Origin of the sequence: Lactiplantibacillus sp. 7.2.4 (genome assembly GCF_018991185.1) — a bacterium.
Lineage (GTDB): Bacteria > Bacillota > Bacilli > Lactobacillales > Lactobacillaceae > Lactiplantibacillus > Lactiplantibacillus pentosus.
In genome coordinates, this window is sequence record NZ_JAGYGS010000049.1 from 1 (window position 1) to 23,192 (window position 23,192).

Genomic DNA, 23,192 nt, shown 5'->3' on the forward strand with positions numbered 1-23,192 from the left:
CTGCGCAATTTCAAATACGAGTCTTCTTCTAGCCCGGGAACCCCACCCGGACAAGAAGAACTTCGCCCTTGAGCATTGTCAGCCAGCCCCTCCAGTCGGGAACCCGCTCGAATGGCAGATGAACGACCACCTATCTGGGTGCAATTGACCACTGAATATTAGGAGACTGGTCATTCATTCAAACGTTGAGTTCGCATTCATGATGATTTATAGCATCTAAATATTAATGAGATGATTTGAAGATTATCTATTCATTGACAATTCATTTTAAGATAGACGATTGAATTGAAATGTAGAATTACCTTTGAGTTTGTATTTAAGATTCGACCAATTTAACGTCTAGAGAAAATCTTGATAACGTAAAGTAAGACCGAGGATTCGACGATCTAAAAGCACGAGTGACGAGCCATAAATCATCAGAAGTCACCCTTACCATTAAAAATTATTCTGACTGGTTACTAAGAATCAGCAATCAGTACATTAAAAATTGGGCCCACACATATCTGCCTTTCGAATACCATCCCGGCTGGAAGGTATTCTGGGCAAGGCCCAGTGGTGAAATTTCACTTAGCAAGCGTTTTGTGCTTGGTTAGTGAAAGACCAGTATTTAAGGCGTGGGTTGTCGGCTTAAATCTGTGTCCACCACGTTCCGGCCATTGCCCAGAATGCCTGGAAGCCGGCGTAGGACGTCTCCGCAACAGCAAATTTACGCCAACTCGCCCTATTTTCCAGCGGTTCTAAGCTGGCTGTTCTTGAACTTGAAAATTGGTATGTGTTAATCATTTCTCACGCTAAACAATAACTTGCACAGTATATCCCATATGCTATATCTAGTTTATGTGAGAAACTCTCATTATATGGCGAGAGTAACTCATCAATTTATCAATATAATTATCATAAAAATGGCCCTGCGCATCGACAATTAACGTCAAAACAGTGTTTGCTGCCCTATAAAAATAATTAAATTAAGATTAAAATTAGATGTTGAAATATAGCATATATTATATTATTATTAAAACACAGCTGATTAGCAGTTAAGGAGATGGATCTATGAAAGGAAAAAAGAGTTGGCTTGCTGTGACTTTTTTGGCAGGGGTATTACTTTTAGCGGGTTGTGGTTCTCAGAAATCTAGTTCAAGTAGTAGCAGTAACTTAGCATCGAGCTATAGTTATGTTTATACGGCTGATCCAGATAATTTTGATTATACCGTTTCGTCACGATCGACGAATAGCGATATCTATTCAAACTTTGAGGACGGGTTGTTGGAACGTAATTCTTACGGCCAATTAAAAGGTGCGCTGGCAAAGTCATGGTCAGTAAGTAAAGATGGTAAGACGTATACATATCACCTCCGTAAAGGTGTCAAGTGGGTTGATAGTGAAGGAAATCCCTATGCAACAGTTAAGGCGCAGGACTTTGTGACCGGGTTAAAGCACGCGGTGGCAGCTAAGTCTGAGACGCTATATGTTGTTCAAGACAGTATCAAAGGTTTGGATGCTTATGTCAATGGTAAGACCAAGGACTTTTCGACTGTTGGGGTTAAAGCAGTCAACGATTATACGGTCCAATACACGTTGAACAAACCAGAAAGTTATTGGAACTCGAAATTAACATACGGGGTCATGTTCCCAGTCAACGCGAAGTTCTTGGCACAAAAGGGTAAGAACTTTGGGAAGGCGTCTGCGGACGGAATTCTCTACAACGGGCCGTATGTCTTGTCGAACTTTACGTCTAAGTCAGTGATCGAATTCACTAAGAATGCGAGTTATTGGGACAAGAAGCATGTCTACTTGAAGACGGTTAAATTGACTTATAACGACGGGAGTAATCCTGATGGCCTCTACAAGTCATTTAAGAATGGCGACTATAGTGCCGCACGGGTCTACCCAAGTTCGGCTGGTTACAAGGATGTTGTCAAAGAAAGCAAAAACAATATCGTTTGGTCAAATCAAGATGCTTCGACTTTTAACTTTACCTTTAATTTGAACCGGCAATCATATACGCAAACGTCGAAGACGACTTCAAAGCAGAAGTCCAATACGCGTAAAGCAATTTTAAATCGTGATTTCCGATTGGCCGTTCAATTTGCCTTTAATAAGACCGACTACACTGCGCAACTTAATGGTAAGTCAGGCGCAACTAAGGCACTCCGTAATGAATTGACGCCACCGTCGTTTGTCACGATCAATGGTAAGAATTACGGGACCCAGGTCAAGAAAAATCTCGCTTCGACGGTCTTTAGCAATGTGAACTTAGCAGATGCACAGGATGGGACTTACAAACCAGCCAAAGCGAAGGAATACCTTGCTAAAGCGCTCAAGACGTTGAAGTCTGAAGGCGTCACTGGGACGATTCACCTTGATTTACCAGTTAGTGAGAAAGATACCATCAATTTGAATGAAGCTAAGTCGTTTAAGAAATCAGTTGAAGCAACGTTAGGCAAGAAGAACGTCACGATTGACCTTCAATTGTTGAGCGAAGATAAGTTCAATGCCATTACCTACTATGCAACGACTGGTAAGGCGAGTGATTTCGATATCAGTAATGCGTCCGGTTGGTCACCAGATTATGATGATCCATCGACCTACTTGGAAATTTATAACCCGGCTTCTGGTTCTAGCCTGCATACGTTGGGACTTGATCCAAGTACCAGTAAGAGTGCTTCCAACACTGCCGCCATCAAGGCAACTGGGTTGGATGAATATGAAAAACTGCTAGATAAGGCTGAGGCAATTACTCAGAATACCAATGCACGGTACAAGGCATTTGCCAAGGCCGAAGCTTGGTTAACGAATAGCGGGATTCAGATTCCAGTCTACTCACTTGGTGGTTCGCCATCTGTAACGAAGGTTGTGCCATACACGAAACCATACGCACAATCTGGGTTGGGCTCCTCACGCTACAAGTACATGAAGGTCCAAAAGACGGCCGTAACGAAGGCACAATATAACAAAGCCAAGACCGCTTGGGAAGCCAAGCGAGCTAAAATCGCTAAAGCTGACGAAACCAACTAATAGTTTTTACGTTTATAGAAGAAAGGCTAGCGCGTAACTAGCCTTTTTTCTATACACGGGGAGGAGTTATGCATGAAGAAATACTTGTTATTTCGGGTCATTCGTTCACTGGTGAGTATCTTTCTAGTGACGACCCTCACATTCATTATCATTTATTCATTGGTACCCCGTCGTGATATTTTCAAATCAGACACGATGATCAGTAAGCTGAACGCGCAGCCTGACAAGCTAGTCGATTATAAAAACAACGCGTATGACAAGATGAATTACATCGAGTATCTAGATACCAAGTCATTAGTCGCTAAGGTTGAGAAGACGGACAAGTCGGTTACGTCCGCCCACACGGCAGCTAATACGAAGCTTATTAAGAAGTGGGCGAATAACCACGGGTTTAGTGTGCATCGTTATCCCAAGAGTAAAAATTATTATGCGACGCGCAATCTGCCACTGATAGAACGCTTAACGAAGTTCTATGCTGGTTTGATTCAAATCGATACCCCGTGGGCCGTGCATGATAAGGATAACCCCAACTTGCCACGATACTTGAAGATTGAGAAGGATAAGATCGTTGGGTGGGCCCTGGTCGGTTCTGGGACCAAATATCGTTACCAGATCTACTTCAACAGTGCTTTTCCGTATATTCACCAGAATATCATCCATCTTGATCTGGGGACTTCTTATCCGACCTACGCTGGAATCAGTGTGGATAACGTTATCGCGAGTCGTCAGGGGCAAATCAAGTTGGGCCAATACACCTTCAACGGTAAGCAGCAGTTGAATAGTGCGGATAATGTTTATACCCGCCAATATCAACAGCGCAGTAAGCAGGATGCGATGACCCGCGAACGCTATGGTGATAATTATACGAATACCGAGCAGCAGCATCAGGATCCGTCAATGATTGGGACGTCGTTTAAGGCTGGGCTAGGTGCGCTAGTCATCTCCTACTTGATCTCGATTCCAATGGCAATTTTAATGGCCCGTTATAAAGGCAAGTGGTTTGATAAAGTCGGCACAGGAATTGTCACTGCGCTGATTGCGGTGCCAAGCCTGGCGTTCATCTATGCATTCCGGTATCTAGGCAGTGCCGTATTCGGACTACCCGATTCTTTCCCAACTAAGGGTGCGGAAGCTTTCTCCTCGTGGGTCTCGCCGACGATTATTCTGGGGTTGCTATCCGTATCCGGGCTGATTATTTGGTTCCGGCGTTACATGATTGATCAGCAGTCATCAGATTATGTCAAATTTGCGAAGGTCAAAGGATTGACGGAAGGGGAAATTTATCGGAAGCATATCTTCAAAAATGCGTCGATTCCAATCGTTCAAGGCTTGCCCGGGTCAATTATTGGCTTGATTGGCGGTGCTACGATGACCGAGACGATTTTTGCGATGCCCGGGATGGGCAAGATGCTACCGGATGCAATTTTGGCCCACAACAACCCGATCGTGATCGCCTTAGTCTTTATTTTTACGACGATTGCCGTGTTCTCGATTTTACTGGGTGATATTTTGATGACCATTGTTGATCCGCGGATCAAACTTTCAGCGTCTGGAGATGATTAGAATGACAACAAATGATGCACAGATTCGTGATAGTGATTTTAAGATGGTCACACTGGACGATAAGGCAGCGGAAAAAATCGATACGCCGAAATACTCATACTGGAAGTCGGTGGCGCGGACGTTTTTCGCCAACAAAGTGACCATCGCCATGTTTGTGTTGATGTTGGTTATTTTGTTAATGGCCTTCATCCAGCCCCTGTTCAGTGGCTATAACATGATGGATGTCAATAACATCAATGATTTTGGCGCACGTTACAATTGGCCGAATGCCAAGTACTGGTTTGGGACGGACGCCGATGGGAAGTCCCTGTTCGATGCCATTTGGGCGGGGGCTCGGACGTCGATTTCAATCGGGGTCGTGGCCTCGCTGATTACTACCGTGATTGGGGTGGTCGTTGGTGCCTTTTGGGGTAATTCCAAACGATTTGACCGTTTGATGCTTGAAATCTACAACGTTTTTTCCAATGTGCCCACCTTATTGATTATTATTGTGCTTTCATATACGTTCGGAAATGGCTTTTGGAATCTGATTTTTGCGATGACGGTGACGACTTGGCTGGGAACGGCGTACTTCATTCGTGTCCAAGTCATGTTACGCCGTGACCGAGAATATAATATCGCCTCCAAGACCTTAGGAACGCCAACCAAACGCATGATTTTTCGTAACGTACTCCCGTACCTGACGTCCGTGATCGTGACGCAATTGTCACAACTATTGCCATCCTTCATTTCTTATGAAGTGTTCTTGTCATTCTTGGGGGTCGGTTTAAGTTCGAATGTGCCGTCGCTCGGGCGGCTGATTTCACAATATTCGCCCTATATGACGAGTTATCCCTATCTATTCTGGTTACCGGTGCTCGTGTTAGCACTGATTACCGTTTCGCTATATATCGTCGGGCAGAACTTGGCGGATGCCTCTGACCCACGGACACACATGTAAGGAGGACAGTCGATTGGAGAATAATGTTGTACTATCTGTTAAAAATCTGTCTGTGAACTTCAAGGTGCGCGGGCGGGAATTAAAAGCAATTCGAAATGTGACTTTAGATTTAAAAGATCAGGAGACCCTGGCGATTGTTGGGGAATCCGGTTCTGGCAAGTCGGTATTAACGAAGACCTTTACTGGGATGCTCGAAGCCAATGGCTATATTGCCGATGGAACGATTCAGTATGGGGACGTCGTCTTGAGCGATTTGAAGAAGGATAAGGACTGGGACGGAATTCGTGGTAAAGAAATCACGACGATTTTTCAAGACCCGATGACCTCGCTAGACCCGATCAAGACGATTGGCTCACAGATTTCGGAAGTGATCGTCAAGCACCAGGGCAAATCAGCTAAGGAAGCTAAAGCATTAGCGATTGACTTGATGACTCGTACTGGTATTCCGGATGCGGCCAATCGGTATAATAAATATCCCTTTGAATATTCCGGTGGGATGCGGCAACGAATCGTCATCGCGGTCGCCTTGGCCTGTCATCCGAAAATCTTGATTTGTGATGAACCGACCACGGCCTTGGATGTGACGATTCAGGCACAAATTTTGGCATTGATTCAGAGCTTGCAAAAAGAGTATCACTTTACGACAATTTTTATCACCCATGATCTGGGGGTGGTGGCGTCGATTGCGGACAGAATTGCGGTGATGTACGCTGGTCAGATCGTTGAAATGGGAACGTGTGACGAGATTTTCTACGACCCACGGCATCCGTACACCTGGAGCTTACTGTCATCGTTGCCACAGTTAGCAACGCAGGAGGCCGGTTTATACTCGATTCCGGGAACGCCGCCGTCACTGTATAACGATATTACTGGGGATGCCTTTGCGCCCCGCAACTCGTTTGCCATGGCGATTGATTTTAAGCGTGAGCCATCTGAATTTGCGGTGACGGTAACGCACTGGGCCAAGACATGGTTATTGGATCCGCGAGCGCCCAAAGTTGAGAAACCTAAAATCATCCAAAACTTACATGAACGATTAGTAAAGCTGTCACAGACAGCCACTGATGCGGAAACGGGGGGAGACGCAATTGGAAACAACTAAGGAAGCTTTGCTGAACGTTCGTGATCTTGAGATTTCATTTGGCGCCGGCAAACGTAAATTTACGGCGGTTCAAGATGTGAATTTTGATATCTATCCCGGTGAGACCTTGTCACTAGTGGGCGAATCGGGGTCTGGTAAAACCACGATTGGTCGCGCGATTCTAGGCATCAACCCCACGGCTAAGGGCACGATTAAATTTCATGGCAAGCAAATCAATCAAGCCATGCCTGCGAGTGAAAAACGCGCTTTAACGCGGAAAATTCAAATGATTTTTCAGGACCCATCGGCTTCGTTAAATGAACGGGCGACCGTCGAATATATTATTTCGGAAGGCCTCTATAACTTTCATCTGTACGACTCCGAACAAGATCGCTTGGATAAAGTTAAGCACATCATTGCGGAAGTCGGGTTGTTGCCAGAGCATCTCTACCGCTATCCACATGAATTTTCTGGCGGACAACGGCAACGGGTCGGTATTGCGCGCGCCTTAGTCATGCGTCCGGAACTAGTTGTGGCCGACGAACCGATTTCGGCGCTGGACGTCTCGATTCGGGCACAAGTCCTGAACCTATTGAAGAAATTTCAACGGGAGCTTGGCGTCTCGTATCTCTTTATTGCGCACGATCTCTCCGTCGTGCGGTTCGTCTCAGACCGAATTGCGGTCATCCATAATGGCCGAATTCTCGAATTAGCGCCGACGCAGGAACTGTTCGCACATCCGATTCATCCGTATACGCAGTCGTTATTATCGGCGATTCCGGTTCCAGATCCAATCTTGGCCCGTCAAAAGCAACTGATCGTTTACGATGCGAAGATGCATCATTATGAACATGACAAGCCGAGCTTTGTAGAAATCAAGCCGGGACACTTTGTTTACGGCAACACCGAAGAACTCACCAAATATCGGCAACAATTACACTTAGACTAGGCGATTTGGCCCACGTCATTGCCTGTTAAACTATTCTCGCCAACCCCGGGTAGCTTGACAGGTAATGACGTGGGCCAAATTTTTGGGCTTTAAGTACTGCTAGTAGGCGTGCTGTTCGTCTGCCGGTGATCGTCCGATTCCGACTTCCAGGGCTGGCTGACAACGCTGGAACAGGGCGGACATCGATTTGAACTCACGCAGAAACCCACTGCACAATTTCAAATACGAGTCTTCTTCTAGCCCGGGAACCCCACCCGGACAAGAAGAACTTCGCCCTTGAGCATTGTCAGCCAGCCCCTCCGGTCGGGAACCCGCTCGAATGGCAGATGAACGACCACCTATCTGGGTGCAATTGACCACTGAATATTAGGAGACTGGTCCTTCAGGTAAAGCCTTAATGGGGATCGACGATGACTGATGGCATTTAATTACTGAGAAGATGACCTGAACATGATTCACCCATTTCAATGACCACCACTTGAATCAGCACTAAATTGACGGGGGAAATTCAATTTTTTAGCCCCAAATTGGGCAGTAAGGGTCTACTGAAGGCTAGTGACGCGGGTGGTTATCAGGGATATAAATTCATTGGTATAAAATTATGAAAAATAAAGCGTTTTCATAAAGGATGTGCTAATATAATTTGTGGGCACAAGTTTTACAAGCACCTACTAATTTAGAGAAAGGAGGATCAGTCATGTATCAGGCAATTGCGCAGGCAATCATTAAATCGATAATGGCGGATGAATATCCGACGAAGCTACCGACCGAGAAAGTGTTGATGGCGCAATATCATGCGAGCCGTAATACGATTCGCAAGGCGATCGATGTCGTGTTTCGGCACGGACTATTACGCCGGGTCCAAGGAAGTAGCAATTTTATTATTAAGCAACCTCAGGATACGAAGAAGGTATTGAATTTATCGATTGGATTTGACCAGTCCGCGATGGTCGATGGTGGACCACTGGTATCAAAAGTGATGACTTTTGATAAGGTGACGGCGGATGACCAACTGGCACAGCAGGGGAATATTGCTGTTGGTGATGAAGTGTATCGCGTCGTTCGGCTGCGGTATTTGAAAGACGTCTTGTATGATTTGGAAGAATCTTATTTTCCACGAGCCGTCGTGCCATTCTTATCCAGTGATAGCGTGCAACATTCGATTTTCGCCTTTTTACGCGAGGCGTATGACATCACGGGGAGCACGACAGAAAATTACGTTCATCAAGTACGGGTCAACGCGGAACAGGCTGCGCTGCTCGATTGTCCAGATGGTGACAAGACGTTGTGCTTGGAAGCAATCAACTATTTGGCGAATGGGACGGTGTTCAACTTCTCGAGAACGTTCTTCGTTTATCCAGATTTAGAACTCTATTACCATACGGAAAATATTGATTTGCAGAACTAGTACGGGGGTGCCACAACGAGTGGGTTGGGCACTAACTAGCGAAAACTTACATTAGGAGCGAGGGGTATATTATGAATTCATTTATCGAATGGCTTAATAAACACTTGGTACCGATCGCAGCGAAGATTGGTGCAGTACGGTGGTTGGTCGCATTACGTGACGCGTTTATTGCAATTATGCCAGCCATGATGGCCGGGTCGATCGCCACAGTACTGAACGCCTTAGTTCGCGATATTCCAACTAAGTTTGGTTGGATGGGATTTGTTAACTCGATGCAATGGTTAATCGGCATCAACGCGATGGTTTGGACGGGGACGTTAGCCATCTTAGGGTTGATTTTCTCGTTTACATTCGGGTATCAATTAGCAATTCAGTACAAAGTTGAACCAGTTACCGGTGGGATCGTTACGCTGGGAACATTCATCATGAGTTTGCCACAAAACTTCACGGGGACCTTGACCAGTACTTTGAGCAAGGGCGCGACGAAGATTTTGACCGATTCAGGAATGGCAGTTGCTGGTAAAAAGGTGACCGCTTGGGGCTACTTCAACTTCAACACTTACTTTGGTTCGTATGGTTTCTTTACGGTGATGATTCTCGGGGCAATTGCCAGCGTGGTATACATTGCATTGATGAAGAAACACATTACGATCAAGATGCCAGATTCTGTTCCACCGGCTGTTGCCAACGCCTTCACTGGGGTTATTCCAGCTGCCGCTGCGTTCTACGTTGTTGGGATCATCAACTGGATCTTCAGTAAGTTCAACACGACGGTCATTGAATGGATCGCCAAGATTATTCAAGAACCACTATTAAACATGAGTCAAGGCTACGGCGCCGTGCTATTGATGACGTTATTAGTCCAAGTCTTCTGGTTCTTCGGTATTCACGGTTCCAACGTGTTAGCACCAATCTTGGATGGGATTTGGTTAACTGCTCAGCTTGCTAATGTTAACGCTTACCAAGCTGGCAAAGCCTTACCATACGTTTGGACTCGGAACTGTTTTGACTTATATGCTTGGATTGGTGGGGCCGGCTCGACCTTACTACTGTTAGTCGCCATCTTGGTCTTCAGTAAACGGGACGACCAACGTTCGGTTGCCAAATTAGCGATTGGACCTGGATTCTTCAACATTAACGAACCAGTTATGTTTGGGATGCCAATCGTGCTTGATCCAATCTACTTTATCCCGTTCGTCTTAGCACCCGTTGTGACCGTCTCAATCGCTTACGCCGCCTTGGCTGCCGGTTGGGTCGCACCAATTACGAACAACATTGTTTGGTCAATGCCACCGATTATGAATGCGTTAGTTGCCACTATGGATTGGCGTTCAGTTGTCTTACAGCTGTTCAACGCCGCAGTTGCCTTCATTATTTACGTGCCATTTGTTAAGGCCGCTAATAAGATTAAACCAGCAGCGATTGGAGAATAGATTGTCATGAACAGCTTAAAGCAGTGTTTACTCATCGGGATGAACCTTGGATTTTTAGCCGTTATCTTAAGTCCCCTGGCCGGAACCACGGGTCAATGGGTGACGCTCGGATTAGGTTTGGCGGTTAGTGCAGCACTCTTCGTCGTTTATCGGCGGGTGGGCCAGTTAGAGAGGAGCCATAAACATGCAGATTAAATTAACTTTGAATGCCCCAGTGGATTATTTATACCAACAGTTGATCGACTCCGCGCGCGCTGATATTCAGCAGCAAACCGGACGACCAGCACCACGTCAGAGTCTTCAAGGCTACGAATATGCAAAACAGTGGTCTAACGGTCTGACTGGTCAATTGAAGATCACCCACGCACAGCCGGGTGTCCATTACGCCTACGAATTAGAGACGCCGCGTGACCATTACGGGGTCGACTACCAATTCGCGACAACTGACGATGGTCAGCAGACCGTCTTAGAATACGCTGAAACCTTCCTCGGTAAAGATCGGAAGACCAATGCCAACAATAAGCTTGGCGTCCTCTTCCTGGGTTGGTTCCGCAAACGCCGCTTTAAGAAAATGATGACGCAAATGGCTGCTAGTTATGGGCAGTAAACATTAGGATTGAAAAACGATTTCGCTCACTTGGGCGAGATCGTTTTTTCATTGGCGTGAAGTTGATGTGAATTGTGATGGCAGCGTATCAGTTTCTAAGTTCAAAAGCAGCCAGCTGAGACTTGCTGGAAATAGTGCGAGTTAGCGGAAGCTTGCTGTAATGGGGGCTTCCTAGGCCGGCTTTCAGGCATTTCTGAGCAATAGCTGGAACGTGGTGGACATGTCCTTTTGCAGGCGAATCAATTGAAGCCTTATTACGCGAGTTGCGTCACCAAGAAGTCATCCAGCATCGTTTTGAGTAGGTGACTTAGTTGGTTGAGTCAAGAAGCGTCAAACGTCATTCCTGCAAAACGCGTGAATCAATGCTAAAATTGAAAGCATTAATTTGAAATCAAGGTATTGATAAGGGGTAAGAGAACGTGACAGCAACACCATTTTGGTCGCAGATTGCGGCGCAAGCAAAGGCTGAACAGCGGCCGTTTTTCACCATGGCACCCATGGAAGCTGTTAGTAATACGGTTTTTCGGCAAGTGATCGCCCATGCGGCAGCGCCGGATACGTTTTTTAGTGAGTTCGTGTACGCTAAGAGCATCACGGATCCGAATACGAAGTTCCCAGTTCACGGGCGACTTTACGTGGCAGACGCTGAATCGCGTAAACCGGTCGTTCAGCTGTGGGGCAATGAAGCGGCTGATTTTGCAACGGCGACTGCTGAGCTGAGTCAGCGGGGATTTGAAGCCGTTGATATTAACATGGGTTGTCCGGATGGCACGGTCATCAAAAATCATGGTGGCAGTGATTTGATTCGAAATCCACAGTGGGCAGCGGATGTGATTGCTGCGGCGAAGACTTCGGGACTGGCAGTCAGTGCCAAGACGCGCCTAGGTTACAGTAAGGTCGCCGAATACCATGATTGGATTGCAACCCTGTTGGCACAACACGTTGCCGTTTTGACCGTACATTTACGGACGAAGCAGGAGATGAGCAAAGTCCCTGCGCACTTTGAGGTCATCGACGATCTCATTAAGATGCGTGACGAAATTGCCCCGGAGACGTTGTTGCAAGTCAATGGCGATGTGGCTGACTATCAAGCGGGGGTCGCGCTGGCCAAAGCCCACCCTGGCTTAGATGGTATCATGATTGGCCGGGGCGTCTTCGCTAATCCATTCGCCTTTGAAGCACAACCACAGCCGCACGATTTGCCCGAACTATTGGGCTTACTGAATATGCAACTCGACTTGTTCGACGATTTTGCAACGCGCTATGACGTTCCGCGTTTTCCATCATTAAAACGGTTCTTCAAGATTTATGCGCGGCCAGAATTAGGCGCTACCGACCTACGCAATACGATGATGGATGCCAAATCAACGGACGATGTGCGCAAGATTTTGGCGGCGTATCAGGCCAAAGAACGGGTCTGAGGTGTGAATTATCACCGGCCTGACGCGATTGTAAGGTTCCGATGTTACAATCGTTTTGAGCGGGTTACAATCAATGTTCGGCCATCGAAAGCACTACGTTAAGTTGATTCGTTGGCTAACGAGATTAGTCCAGTGTGAACGGACAAAATTGATTGATTATTTGAAATACAGTGTTACTAAGCGGTCTCCTGTTTATCTGGGGACCGCTTTAGTTTGCACTAGTAAAAATGGTTCCGCCAATGAGGACGCGAATAAATCTGAGCCAAATACAGTTAAGAATTGAATGAGTTTATGCCGATTGTAAATGGCCAGCATGCTAGTTGACGTATTTATATCGTAGTGGCAATTAGTTGCCATTGTGCGATGACTGATAATTGGATTCCGCATTTCGTGAGTTCGGAGGTGACGACCTAAACAGCGGTTGCCCAACAAAAATGAACTTTGATTGCGCCGGGGTTGAAAAAGATTGTAACGTTATTTTGGATAATTGTAACGTTGTAATGTTACAATCAATTAAAATGATGTTACAATCAGTGAAAATAACCGCGAGGAGGGCGCAAACGTGGATCGAATCATTAGTCAGTTACATCAGATTAGTCAAGGGACTGGGATGCCGATAACGGTCGGGGAAGCAGTTGAATCGTCAACGGTTGCAGTGGGCCCGTCTGATCAAAAAAACACACTGCTTGTGCAGGGAACGATACTTGATCAGGCTGTCTTATTCTTGGTCTACAATGGTCAGCGCGCACTGCGGCCGGTGGTGTTGTTTCCGCAAATTAAGCAATCAACGAACACGCCAATCGTATTGCTAGCAACGCAACTGTCTACGGTTGAACGCCGTGAGTACTTGCGACACCTGCTGCCATTTATGACTTCCGATGGTGAGATGTTTCTTCCGTTCATGGGAACGCGCTTATTGCCCGGGCTGGTCACTGAACAACAAGTGCTGCCCCCAGACAAGCTAGCCCCTGCTGAGCAACGACTAGCGCTGACCCTCGTTATGGCACAGTTGATTTTTGAACGCAGTCCTGAGCACGCACAGACGCGACCTGAACTCGCTGCGTTTAGCACGGCCAATGATCGGTTCCTGATTAAAAGTGGCCAACGATTTGCGGATACGATTGGTAAGCAGGTCAATATTAATAATCGAGTGACGTTTAACCGGGCAGCTAAGCAACTCGTTGCACGTGGCTGGCTTAAGGCGCTAGGTGAGACTAAGGACCGCGTCTATGCTTGTCAATTCAATAGTCGTCGGCTGTTTGAGCAAATCGCGCCATTCCTAACTTCACCCGTGCAAAATGCCAATCGTGTGCAGTTTGCTGAATTTCCGACATCAACGATTGCCACTGATTTTCTTTATTCTGGCGTTAGTGCGCTATCAAAAGTGACGATGATTAGCGACAATCAAGCGCTACCCACCATTATTATCGACCGTACACAGCGTCAAAAGGTATTGTCGGCGGGCCAATCTCAGCTTGGGGCAGCGTCGGGCTGTGAAGTTCAAGTTTCAAAATATCAGCTAGGTGGGTTCAACCGATTGTTTAAGCAAATTCAGGATTATCCAGAAAATGTTCTGGATCCGTTTCATTTGTATGCCTTGTATCAGGATGACCGTGATGAACGGACACAGGGCGAAGTAGAAGAGCTAGTCGACCAAATCTGGAACGGCGCATAATTTTCTAAACCTTCCCAACGAGCGTCACTAGCCCACAACCCTAGTGACGTTTGTTTTGATAGTCTTACAATCTTTTTGTGCACAATCTAACGCCAGAAGCCCCCGTGGGACCGCATAAATGTTAGAATAAAGCTAATCGATATTCCAAAAAGCGAAAAGTGAGCGTGGTGTTATGAGAAACTTAGAAATTGTGGATTTGGGTTCCAATTCAGCGCGAATGGCGGTGAGTCGGTTGCACGCAAATGGCACCGCTCAAGAAATCAAGCGGGTCAAGGAAGATACCCGTTTGTCTAAAGGGATGGGGGCGTCACACGTCTTACAGCCAGCTGCAATTGAGCGTACGATCAAAGCGTTGCTGAACTTTCGGCGACTCTATGAGAAGATGCCGGATACGGATGTCATTGGAATTACCACGGCGGCAGTTCGGATGGCTGAGAATCAGACGGCCTTTCTGAACCAAGTGAAGCAAGAAGTTGGCTTAGACTTGCGGGTGCTGTCTGGTGACGATGAAGCCTACTACGACTACTTAGGGGTTGCCAATTCGTTAGTCATCAATAATTGTCTGATTTTGGACACTGGTGGCGCGAGTTGTGAACTGATTTTAGTCAAAAATGGGCGTAAGCAGCAGCTGATCAGCATTCCGTTTGGTGCAGTGACACTATCTGAACAATTTGGCCTCGATGACCTGGTGCCGTCTGCCAGTCTATTTCGTGCCCAAATGTTTTTACGCAATCGGCTCGCGGATATTTGGTGGTTATCGGAAGCGTTACATGATCCAATCATTCTACTAGGGGGTGCCAATCGGACCTTGGCGCGCATCAATCGGCGCAGGCAACAAAAACTTAAGGTCGAAGATATCCATGGTTACCGGTTGAAGACCGAGACCGTCTTTCATACCTTCTTAGATTTACTCTCGCGCTCTAAAACGGGTCGTCAAGAAATCTCCGGAATGGAGTACGACCGCGCGGATATTATTGTTGGTGGCATGTTACCACTTGTCACCTTATTGCAGATGCTCGATAGCGACCGCGTCATTTTCTCTGAGAGTGGCGTCCGCGAAGGCATTATTTCTGAACACCTAGCACAGTAACCTAAATAAGAGGATGGAATGAGAATATGACAGCAGATTTTCGACACTTTTACCAAAAAAATTGGGATGAACGCGTCGCAATCGTCGCGGAACAGGCCCATTTGACACCCGCTGAACAGGCACTATTCAAGCAATATTATGTCCCGCAACACCACGAGATTATTGAGAACTATTTGACTGATTATCCATTACCAATGGGCTTAGCGGTCAATTTCGTGATTGATGGCATCAACCGGATCGTACCAATGGTGACGGAAGAACCGTCCGTGATTGCGGCGGCTAGCAATGGCGCTAAAATCATGAAACGGGGCGGTGGCATCACCACAACGCTGAATCAGCGAGAAATGATTGGACAAGTTGTCTTGGAAAAGGTGAGTGATCCGGCTGCGGTGGCGGCGATGGTGACCAAGCATGCGTCCACGTTGTTGACCGTGGCGAATGAAGCCCATCCAAGTTTGGAAAAACGGGGTGGCGGCGCACGACGGATTCGGCCGCGGGTCCTCGGTCAGGGGTATCTATCGATCGACCTCTTCGTTGACGTTCAAGAGGCCATGGGCGCCAATATGCTCAATAGTATGCTGGAGGCTGTATCCAAAGCGATTGCCGTGATGACGAAGCAGGATTCGTTGATGAGCATCTTGTCGAATTATGCGACCGCTAGCCTGGTCAAAGCCGCCTGCGATATTCCGGTCGAATTACTCCAAGCGGGACGCTATTCCGGCGAGCTGGTGGCGCAAAAGATTGCTTCGGCAAGCATGGTCGCACACATTGATCCTTACCGTGCGGCGACCCATAACAAGGGAATCATGAACGGCATCGATGCGGTGGCAATTGCCAGTGGAAATGATTGGCGGGCGCTTGAAAGTGGTGCCCACGCTTATGCGGTCAAAAACGGTCAGTACCGCGGCATGAGTCGATGGATGACTAACGGTAAGATCCTTCACGGTGAACTTGAAATGCCGTTGCCAGTGGGAATCGTTGGCGGGTCAATCAAGATCAACGAATTAGCCCAATTGAACCAACGGCTGTTAGGCGTCAAAAGCGCGGGTGATTTGGAACGAATTATGGTCGCCGTTGGGTTGGCACAGAACCTAGCAGCGTTACGGGCACTCGTGACGACCGGGATTCAACAGGGCCACATGCACTTACAATTGAAAACACTCGCAATGGCGGCTGGCGCGACCGACGATGAGTTGTCGACGGTTTTGCAACGACTCGAATTAGCGCCACAACAAGATCTCGCAACGACGCAACGCATCATTACCGAGTTGCGACAAGCAAAGGAAGAGACTGATGACTGAAATTAAATTAAATCAAACGGTAACGGACTTACTAAGTACTGCCAATTCCCTGTACCCAGGCAATATTAGTGTTAGTTTTGGTGAAGACCAGGTCGGCTATGTTCGGCACGACCAAGCACAACAGGTTCTGGACAATGGTGATTTGACAGTTCGCGTGAATGACGTGACTGCCCCGAATTACACGGCGTCGCATGAATTGTTGCACCTGCTCTTGCTATTACAAGGCTTTCCGCAGGTGACGTTTAATTTAACGACGCGTGACGAACAACTCGATGAACAACTGATGGCGATCGCCATGGAACTCTACGACATGGTCAGCCACGTGCTCGTGGTGCGCAAACAACGGGAATATGACTTGATCGACGACCAAATCGAGGACTGGTACATGCAGGGCGTGGCAGCGACCATTGACCCTGAACAACCAGACAAGGCCGATGCCATGATGACGTTAAGATTATTGACGTTGACTGACCTGCTCGTCTTCTTCAACGGGGAACTCTCTGCTGAACGTGAGCAACAGGTCGCTAAGGCCTATCCACAAGCCTGGCCAGCCGCACAACAATTATACGCGGTGATTAGCAAGAAACCTGTCGATACGCCATTTGCGATGCGGCGGACCGTCGTCAAATTGTTCAAGGCCTTCGATGACCAGATGACGGCTTGGCACTTACCCGTCTTGCACGGTACTGAATTTGTCACGGTTCAAAGCGTCTTAAGTGAACGGCAAGAACGGCTAGAAGTTCGCCAACTATTCGATGTGTACCATTCAGATTTATTAGATAAAAACAAGCATACCCGGGCGTACATTGGGTTATACAAGAGTGATCGCCAGAATGCCTTTGTGCTACCAGCACCAGCGCAAAAGAAGAGTGATGCCTTCTTCAAGGAAGTGTACGACAAGACGGTCAAGGAATTGTTCCAAGAAATGAACTTACCCTATACGTTACGGTGATTTGATTGGGGGAATGTCGTGATGAACGACACAGCAGCACAGACAGCATTACAGCAAGCACAACACATTGTCTTTATGACGGGTGCGGGCGTTTCGACGCCGTCTGGGATTCCAGATTATCGCTCAAAAAACGGCTTATATACGGCGCATCATAATGCAGAGTATTATTTAAGCCATGCTTTTTTAGCGAGCCATCCCACGGAATTTTATCAGTATTTAAAATCAAATTTATATTATCCCGACGCGCAACCGAATGTCATCCATCAAAAGATGGCGGCCTTGACGCAGCAGGGGCGCGCCAGCGTGATTACTCAAAATATCGATAATTTATATGTGGTGGCGAAGACGGCCAACTTGGTGGAATTTCATGGCAACTTATACCAAGTATATTGTACGAAGTGTGGTCAGTCGGTAGCTTGGCAGGACTATTTGAAGGCACCCACGCATCAAGCGGACGGCGGTTACTTGCGGCCCAACGTGGTGCTCTATGATGAAGGAATCGCACCTGAAAACATTGAACGCGCTGTTCAGTATTTGCAGCAGGCGGACCTGGTTGTCATCTGTGGGACATCGTTTCGGGTCTATCCATTTGCCGGCTTGATCGATTACCGTAACCCGCAAGCCCAAGTGCTCGCCGTTAACGCTGAACCGTTGCAACTGCCATTTGATTTCACAATGGTCCAAGAAGATGCAACGACCTTCTTCGAGGAGGTGCAAGTCTAATGATTACGATTGGTCTGACAACTTGGACGGAACACCCCAGTCTACTCGGTGGCACGGATAAGTTGACTTTAACTGAATATTCGGGTGTGTTACCCGTGGTTGAGGTCGACACGCCATTTTATGGGATTCCCAAGGTCGCGACGGTCAAGAAGTGGCAAAAAGCGGTACCAGATAAATTTCAGTTCATTCTGAAAGCCAATCAAGTCATGACCTTGCACGACACTTACGATGAAGGTGTCTCAATGGATGCACTCAAGACGGCCTATCGAGAATACCGTGCGATGCTCAAACCACTGACGCAGCATCACCAGCTCAAAGCCGTGTTGTTCCAATTCCCGCCATTCTTTGAACGCTCCAACCGGAATTTTCACTATCTTCAGCGGATGGTGGAATGGCTGCCCGGCGTGCCGATTGCAGTTGAATTTCGTAATCAGAGTTGGTATGAGGATGGTGTCAAGGATGCCGTCTTCAGCTTCCTCCACGACCTGGGTTTGATTCACGTTGTCGTCGATGAGCCCCACGCAATGAACGATGGCGTCAGCTTTGAACCAGTCGTGACGAATGCCAAGCTGGCCTTGTTGCGGCTACATGGTCGCAATCAACAGGGCTGGTCTGCTAAGGGGCCCAACTGGCGCAGCCAACGCACCTTGTATCGCTACAATGATACGGAGCTGGCCGAATTCAAACAAACGGTGGAACAGTTGCAAGCCCAAGCCGATGAAGTGTGCGTCATCTTCAACAACAATGCTGGTGGCGACGCTGCAGATAACGCGATGGCGTTGAAAGAGTTGCTCGGCGTTTCTTTCGGTGATTTGGGGCCGCATCAGTTGGATTTGTTTTAGGTTGGGGACTCAAGAAATCTGGCGAAAACAAGGAACCTTATTTGGTAACCTCATTCGGTAATTTTGGCATTGAAAGAACAGTAAAAAAACACGAGAAATAGATTGATTTTTCATTGATTATGCTATTCTGAGGGTAACTAAATTATGAATAGGGGAATTTCAATGACAAGCCAGAATCAGAATGACAGTAGCCTAACTTTGAATCAACGCAAGTTCGCAGAAATGGTCGTGACGTCCCAGCATATTTCTGATGATTTGGACCCCGAAACCATTGTAAAACGCAAGCTGACTTTGTATTTAACGGCATACTATTTGGCAGAACGGTTTAATCAACTTGAAAACGCGCATTTTAAAGGCGAAATCAGTTCCGACCGTTACCAAGAGTTATTGCAACAACTCAAGGATGACAAATTCGGTGACTGGTAATGTTAAATCAGCACACTGCCTTAGAAAATTGAAAATAAGCAAAAAATCGGTTCGAGAATTTATTCTTGAACCGATTTTTTTGCGTGGATAAGGATACGCAAAATAGACCGGGATACGCATTGTGACAGTTAATTTGTCATGAATCATACCGGTTAGTTGGTTGGCTGTTCGTCAGCCGATGCGCGTCTTATTCCGACCTCCGGGGCTGGTTGACAACGCTGGAACAGGGCGGACATCGATTTGAACTCACGCAGAGACCCACTGCGCAATTTCAAATACGAGTCTTCTTCTAGCCCGGGAAACCCGCCCGGACAAGAAGAACTTCGCCCTTGAGCATTGTCAGCCAGCCCCTCCGGTCGGGAACCCGCTCGAATGGCAGATAAACGACCGCCTATCTGGGTACAATTGACCACTGAATTTTTATTGACTGGCGCTTCAGGAAAGGACTTAATCGGTACCGATGATGACTGATGGCATTTAATCACTGGGAAGATCACCTGAATATTATTCACTCATCTCAATGTCATAAATTTCAGTGACCACTACTCGTCTTGAAATTAGTTGACAAGATTTCTTCCACTTATAATTCAGGAGTTTGTTGTCTCAGGTAACTAGAGAAAATTCTGACAACTTCAGTGAAGTCGCTTGTCTGACAGCATGAGTAAGGTACTTTAGCTATCATTAGAGACCAATCTGACAGTTGAATGTCAAAATAACTGTGTACCAAGGAACCAACGACTAATCTAACAACTAGTTGGGTTCACACATGTCTGCCTTTCGAATAATATCCCGGCTGGAAGGTATTCTGGGCAAGGCCAAGTGGTGAAATTCCACTTAGCAAGCGTTTTTTGCTTGGTTAGTGGAAGACCAGTATTTAAGACGTGGGTTGTCGGCTTAAATCTGTGTCCACCACGTTCCGGCCATTTCCCAGAATGCCTGGAAGTCGGTGTAGGACGACCCTACCATTGCGCGTTTACAGTAACTCGCACTGCTTCCAGCGGGTCTCAGCTGGTTGCTTTTGCATATGATAACTGGCACGTGTTCTTTCTGTGTACTTATGGTTAAAACCGGTAGTAAAAGCGCTTTCATCCAGGTATGATTTGAGTACCAAATGTAAAGGAGCTGAAACCCATGCTACTCACGATAATTGCCTATGCGATGATCGTTGTCTTCATGTTCATCATCATGAAGAAAAAGATGTCGCCATTTACGGCGTTAGTACTAGTGCCACTTGTCTTTGCCATTATTGCTATGGCTGCAGGTGTGGCGAAGAAGGGGACCATCGGGGATTTCGTACTGGAAGGCATCAAGACGACTGCCAATACTGGAATCATGCTATTATTTGCAATTTTATATTTTTCAATTATGTTGGACGCGGGACTGTTTGATCCGATTACGAAACGCATGATTTATTTTGCTAAGGGTGATCCGATGAAAGTGCTGATGGCAACAGCGGTAGTTGCCGCGGCAGTTTCGCTTAATGGAGATGGGACGACGACCACGCTGATTTGTTGTTCAGCGTTTATCCCAATTTATAAGAAACTTCATATGCGGATGATGGATTTAGGGGTACTCATTATTTTGCAAAACACGATTATGAACCTGTTGCCATGGGGTGGTCCAACTGCCCGTGCAATGGCCGTTTTGGATGTTGATGCGAGTATCTTAGCTTACGTCTTGCCAAGTATGATTCTGGCATTACTTTACGTGATTTTCATTGTTGCCCGTGGCATGGGTAAGCGGGAACGGAAACGGTTAGGAATCAAGTCATTAACGCATGAAGAAATCGATGCAATGATTACGGTGACTGACCCTGAAACGGCGGCGATTCGGCGACCGCAGAATTTTGCGTTTAATGGTATTTTGACAATTGTGCTAATTGCTTGGTTGGTGGCGAGTTCATTTATCAAGGCAATTGCAATGCCGCCACTACTCTTGTTCCTAGTGGGAACTTGCATTGCCTTAATGGTGAATTACCCACAGCTTAAGGACCAATCAAAGCGAATTGGTGCAAACGGTGGGGATGCCGTGCAAGTGGTGATTTTAGTGTTTGCCGCTGGTGTTTTCATGGGTCTCTTTCAAGGAACCGGGATGGCGACAGCGCTAGCTGAAAGTTTCACTAAGATCATTCCACACCAATTGGCTGGGTTCTGGGGTATTGTGATTGCGGTTATTTCAGCTCCCGGAACGTTCTTCTTATCCAATAATGGCTTCTACTTTGGCGTGTTACCAGTTCTGGCACAAGCCGGGCGCGCGTACGGATTTACCAATATGCAGATGGCGTTAGCGTCGTTGATGGGGCAGGCGTTCCACTTGTTAAGTCCGTTGGTGGCCTTCATCTATCTCCTCTTACGATTGACTGGATTGGACATGGGAGCCTGGCAGAAGGAGACCGCCAAGTATGCCTTGGGTGTGTTTGTGATTTTCGTGGTCACAATTCTATTAACCGGGCAAATGCCATTTTACATCCCACAATGATAAGGAGTGATGATTGATGACAGCTTTTTGGCGCCGCTTTTGGCATCATGATGAGGTCGATAATGATGCTGCTAAAGGTGCTTTGGCAGTCGCTGAGGTGCCAGATCAAGAACAATGGGTAACGGTACCGGAGTATATTGAGGTTGATCCGCATCAACATGTGCTTGCGACGGTGCTTGCAGCGAGTGTTTTGGCCGCTGATCGGACAGATACACAGCTCAGGCTCAAACATTTATACGTTCCAAATCCGGAAGCACAACTGGTGAGTCTGATTGCCAGCTGTTGTGCAACCGATATCGGTGACGGTAAGTACGTGGTGAAGTCAATTAGAAAGCGAGTTGAATAAGAATTATGTTACGCAAATTCAAAATTACAATTAATGGTGAAACTTATCTGGTTGAGATGGAAGAACTCGGGGATCAGGCGTCGCAAACAGCGGTCAGCCAATCGACAAGCGCGCCAACAACAATGGCGACACCTACAACGCCACCAGCTGAACCGGCAGCCGTAGCACAGTCAGCACAAGTACCGACAGCAGCGGTGCCAGCGACGGCGATGACGGCACCGATGCCGGGCGTTATTATCAAACTGCTCGTAACTCCTGGTGAAACGGTTCAAGAAAATCAGCCACTACTCGTTTTAGAAGCGATGAAGATGGAAAACGAAATTGTTGCGAATAAGGCTGGGACCGTTGACCAACTGTTTGTAAGCAAGAACGATAGCGTTAATGCTGGTGATCCCCTGATTCAGATTAGCTGAGGAGTGATGATGTGGAAACGTTGATTGAAGGTGTTGCGTCGATTACGATGAGCCAAATCATCATGATGCTGATTGGTGGCGCGTTAATTTACTTAGGAATTAAAAAGGAATATGAGCCAACGCTATTGGTTCCGATGGGCTTAGGGGCGATTTTGGTCAATTTTCCGAATACCGGTGTACTCACGCAAGTCACGGGTGGGTCGAAGGCGGAAGGCGTCCTGGATATCCTTTTTAAAGCAGGGATTAGCACAGAATTGTTTCCATTATTAATTTTTATTGGGATTGGCGCCATGATTGACTTTGGCCCGTTATTACAGAATCCGTTTATGTTGTTATTTGGCGCGGCCGCCCAGTTTGGGATTTTCTTTGTTATTATCGTGGCCGTCTTATTCGGATTTGATATTAAGGAAGCAGCGTCAATTGGTATCATCGGGGCAGCGGATGGTCCGACCGCCATCTTTGTCTCTAACCAATTGGCCCAAAATCTATTGGGACCGATTACAGTTGCGGCGTATTCGTACATGGCCTT

General features: G+C 47.0%; 21 protein-coding genes. All 21 read left to right on the plus strand.

Annotation, left to right across the window (positions count from 1 at the left end; translation table 11 throughout):
• Positions 1-1,050: 1,050 nt before the first annotated feature.
• Positions 1,051-3,015 carry a peptide ABC transporter substrate-binding protein gene (locus KGF70_RS12680; RefSeq protein WP_216769001.1) on the plus strand — a complete coding sequence of 655 codons (1,965 nt, stop codon included), beginning with the start codon at positions 1,051-1,053 and terminating at the stop codon, positions 3,013-3,015.
• A gap of 72 nt (positions 3,016-3,087) precedes the next feature.
• A complete protein-coding gene (locus KGF70_RS12685) occupies positions 3,088-4,578 on the plus strand; it encodes an ABC transporter permease (protein WP_087842814.1) in 1,491 nt (496 codons plus the stop codon).
• A 1-nt stretch (position 4,579) separates the two neighbouring features.
• Positions 4,580-5,518 (plus strand): oligopeptide ABC transporter permease OppC, encoded by a 939-nt coding sequence (gene oppC, locus KGF70_RS12690; RefSeq protein WP_087842815.1) that lies wholly within the window; start codon positions 4,580-4,582, stop codon positions 5,516-5,518.
• Between the two features lie 13 nt (positions 5,519-5,531).
• The gene (locus KGF70_RS12695) at positions 5,532-6,620 is read left to right on the plus strand and encodes an ABC transporter ATP-binding protein (protein ID WP_253954856.1); all 1,089 of its coding nucleotides are present in this window, start codon (positions 5,532-5,534) and stop codon (positions 6,618-6,620) included.
• Positions 6,607-7,548 carry an ATP-binding cassette domain-containing protein gene (locus KGF70_RS12700; RefSeq protein WP_088770104.1) on the plus strand — a complete coding sequence of 314 codons (942 nt, stop codon included), beginning with the start codon at positions 6,607-6,609 and terminating at the stop codon, positions 7,546-7,548. The genes KGF70_RS12695 and KGF70_RS12700 overlap by 14 nt, the downstream gene beginning before the upstream one ends.
• A gap of 697 nt (positions 7,549-8,245) precedes the next feature.
• Positions 8,246-8,956, plus strand: coding sequence for a GntR family transcriptional regulator (locus KGF70_RS12705; protein ID WP_216768997.1), 711 nt, complete (start codon positions 8,246-8,248; stop codon positions 8,954-8,956).
• A gap of 71 nt (positions 8,957-9,027) precedes the next feature.
• The gene (locus KGF70_RS12710) at positions 9,028-10,389 is read left to right on the plus strand and encodes a PTS sugar transporter subunit IIC (protein ID WP_003637622.1); all 1,362 of its coding nucleotides are present in this window, start codon (positions 9,028-9,030) and stop codon (positions 10,387-10,389) included.
• Between the two features lie 6 nt (positions 10,390-10,395).
• Positions 10,396-10,584, plus strand: a complete 189-nt coding sequence (locus KGF70_RS12715; RefSeq protein ID WP_216768995.1) for a hypothetical protein — start codon at positions 10,396-10,398, stop codon at positions 10,582-10,584.
• A complete protein-coding gene (locus KGF70_RS12720) occupies positions 10,574-10,996 on the plus strand; it encodes a DUF3284 domain-containing protein (RefSeq protein ID WP_003637623.1) in 423 nt (140 codons plus the stop codon). Before KGF70_RS12715 ends, KGF70_RS12720 begins: the two co-directional genes overlap by 11 nt.
• A 419-nt stretch (positions 10,997-11,415) precedes the next feature.
• Positions 11,416-12,417 carry a tRNA-dihydrouridine synthase gene (locus KGF70_RS12725; RefSeq protein ID WP_088770103.1) on the plus strand — a complete coding sequence of 334 codons (1,002 nt, stop codon included), beginning with the start codon at positions 11,416-11,418 and terminating at the stop codon, positions 12,415-12,417.
• A 562-nt stretch (positions 12,418-12,979) separates the two neighbouring features.
• On the plus strand, positions 12,980-14,092 hold the full coding sequence (locus KGF70_RS12730) for a hypothetical protein (RefSeq protein ID WP_216768988.1): 1,113 nt from the start codon (positions 12,980-12,982) through the stop codon (positions 14,090-14,092).
• 172 nt (positions 14,093-14,264) lie between these two features.
• Complete coding sequence (locus KGF70_RS12735) at positions 14,265-15,182, plus strand: Ppx/GppA family phosphatase (RefSeq protein ID WP_216768987.1); 918 nt, start codon at positions 14,265-14,267, stop codon at positions 15,180-15,182.
• Between the two features lie 26 nt (positions 15,183-15,208).
• Positions 15,209-16,483 (plus strand): hydroxymethylglutaryl-CoA reductase, degradative, encoded by a 1,275-nt coding sequence (locus KGF70_RS12740; RefSeq protein ID WP_050337749.1) that lies wholly within the window; start codon positions 15,209-15,211, stop codon positions 16,481-16,483.
• On the plus strand, positions 16,476-17,435 hold the full coding sequence (locus tag KGF70_RS12745) for an IpaB/EvcA family protein (RefSeq protein ID WP_216768986.1): 960 nt from the start codon (positions 16,476-16,478) through the stop codon (positions 17,433-17,435). The genes KGF70_RS12740 and KGF70_RS12745 overlap by 8 nt, the downstream gene beginning before the upstream one ends.
• A gap of 21 nt (positions 17,436-17,456) precedes the next feature.
• Positions 17,457-18,158: an NAD-dependent protein deacylase gene (locus tag KGF70_RS12750; protein WP_216768985.1), complete on the plus strand. Its 702-nt coding sequence runs from the start codon at positions 17,457-17,459 to the stop codon at positions 18,156-18,158.
• Positions 18,158-19,000: a DUF72 domain-containing protein gene (locus tag KGF70_RS12755; protein WP_216768984.1), complete on the plus strand. Its 843-nt coding sequence runs from the start codon at positions 18,158-18,160 to the stop codon at positions 18,998-19,000. The genes KGF70_RS12750 and KGF70_RS12755 overlap by 1 nt, the downstream gene beginning before the upstream one ends.
• A gap of 162 nt (positions 19,001-19,162) precedes the next feature.
• A complete protein-coding gene (locus tag KGF70_RS12760; RefSeq protein WP_105919937.1) occupies positions 19,163-19,426 on the plus strand; it encodes a hypothetical protein in 264 nt (87 codons plus the stop codon).
• 1,131 nt (positions 19,427-20,557) lie between these two features.
• Positions 20,558-21,904, plus strand: coding sequence for a CitMHS family transporter (locus KGF70_RS12765; RefSeq protein WP_216768983.1), 1,347 nt, complete (start codon positions 20,558-20,560; stop codon positions 21,902-21,904).
• Between the two features lie 16 nt (positions 21,905-21,920).
• The gene (locus KGF70_RS12770; protein WP_216768982.1) at positions 21,921-22,250 is read left to right on the plus strand and encodes a hypothetical protein; all 330 of its coding nucleotides are present in this window, start codon (positions 21,921-21,923) and stop codon (positions 22,248-22,250) included.
• A gap of 5 nt (positions 22,251-22,255) precedes the next feature.
• On the plus strand, positions 22,256-22,663 hold the full coding sequence (locus KGF70_RS12775) for an acetyl-CoA carboxylase biotin carboxyl carrier protein subunit (RefSeq protein ID WP_122211231.1): 408 nt from the start codon (positions 22,256-22,258) through the stop codon (positions 22,661-22,663).
• Positions 22,664-22,674: 11 nt separating this feature from the next.
• The coding region (locus KGF70_RS12780; RefSeq protein WP_216768981.1) for a sodium ion-translocating decarboxylase subunit beta at positions 22,675-23,192 on the plus strand (518 nt) is incomplete at its 3' end.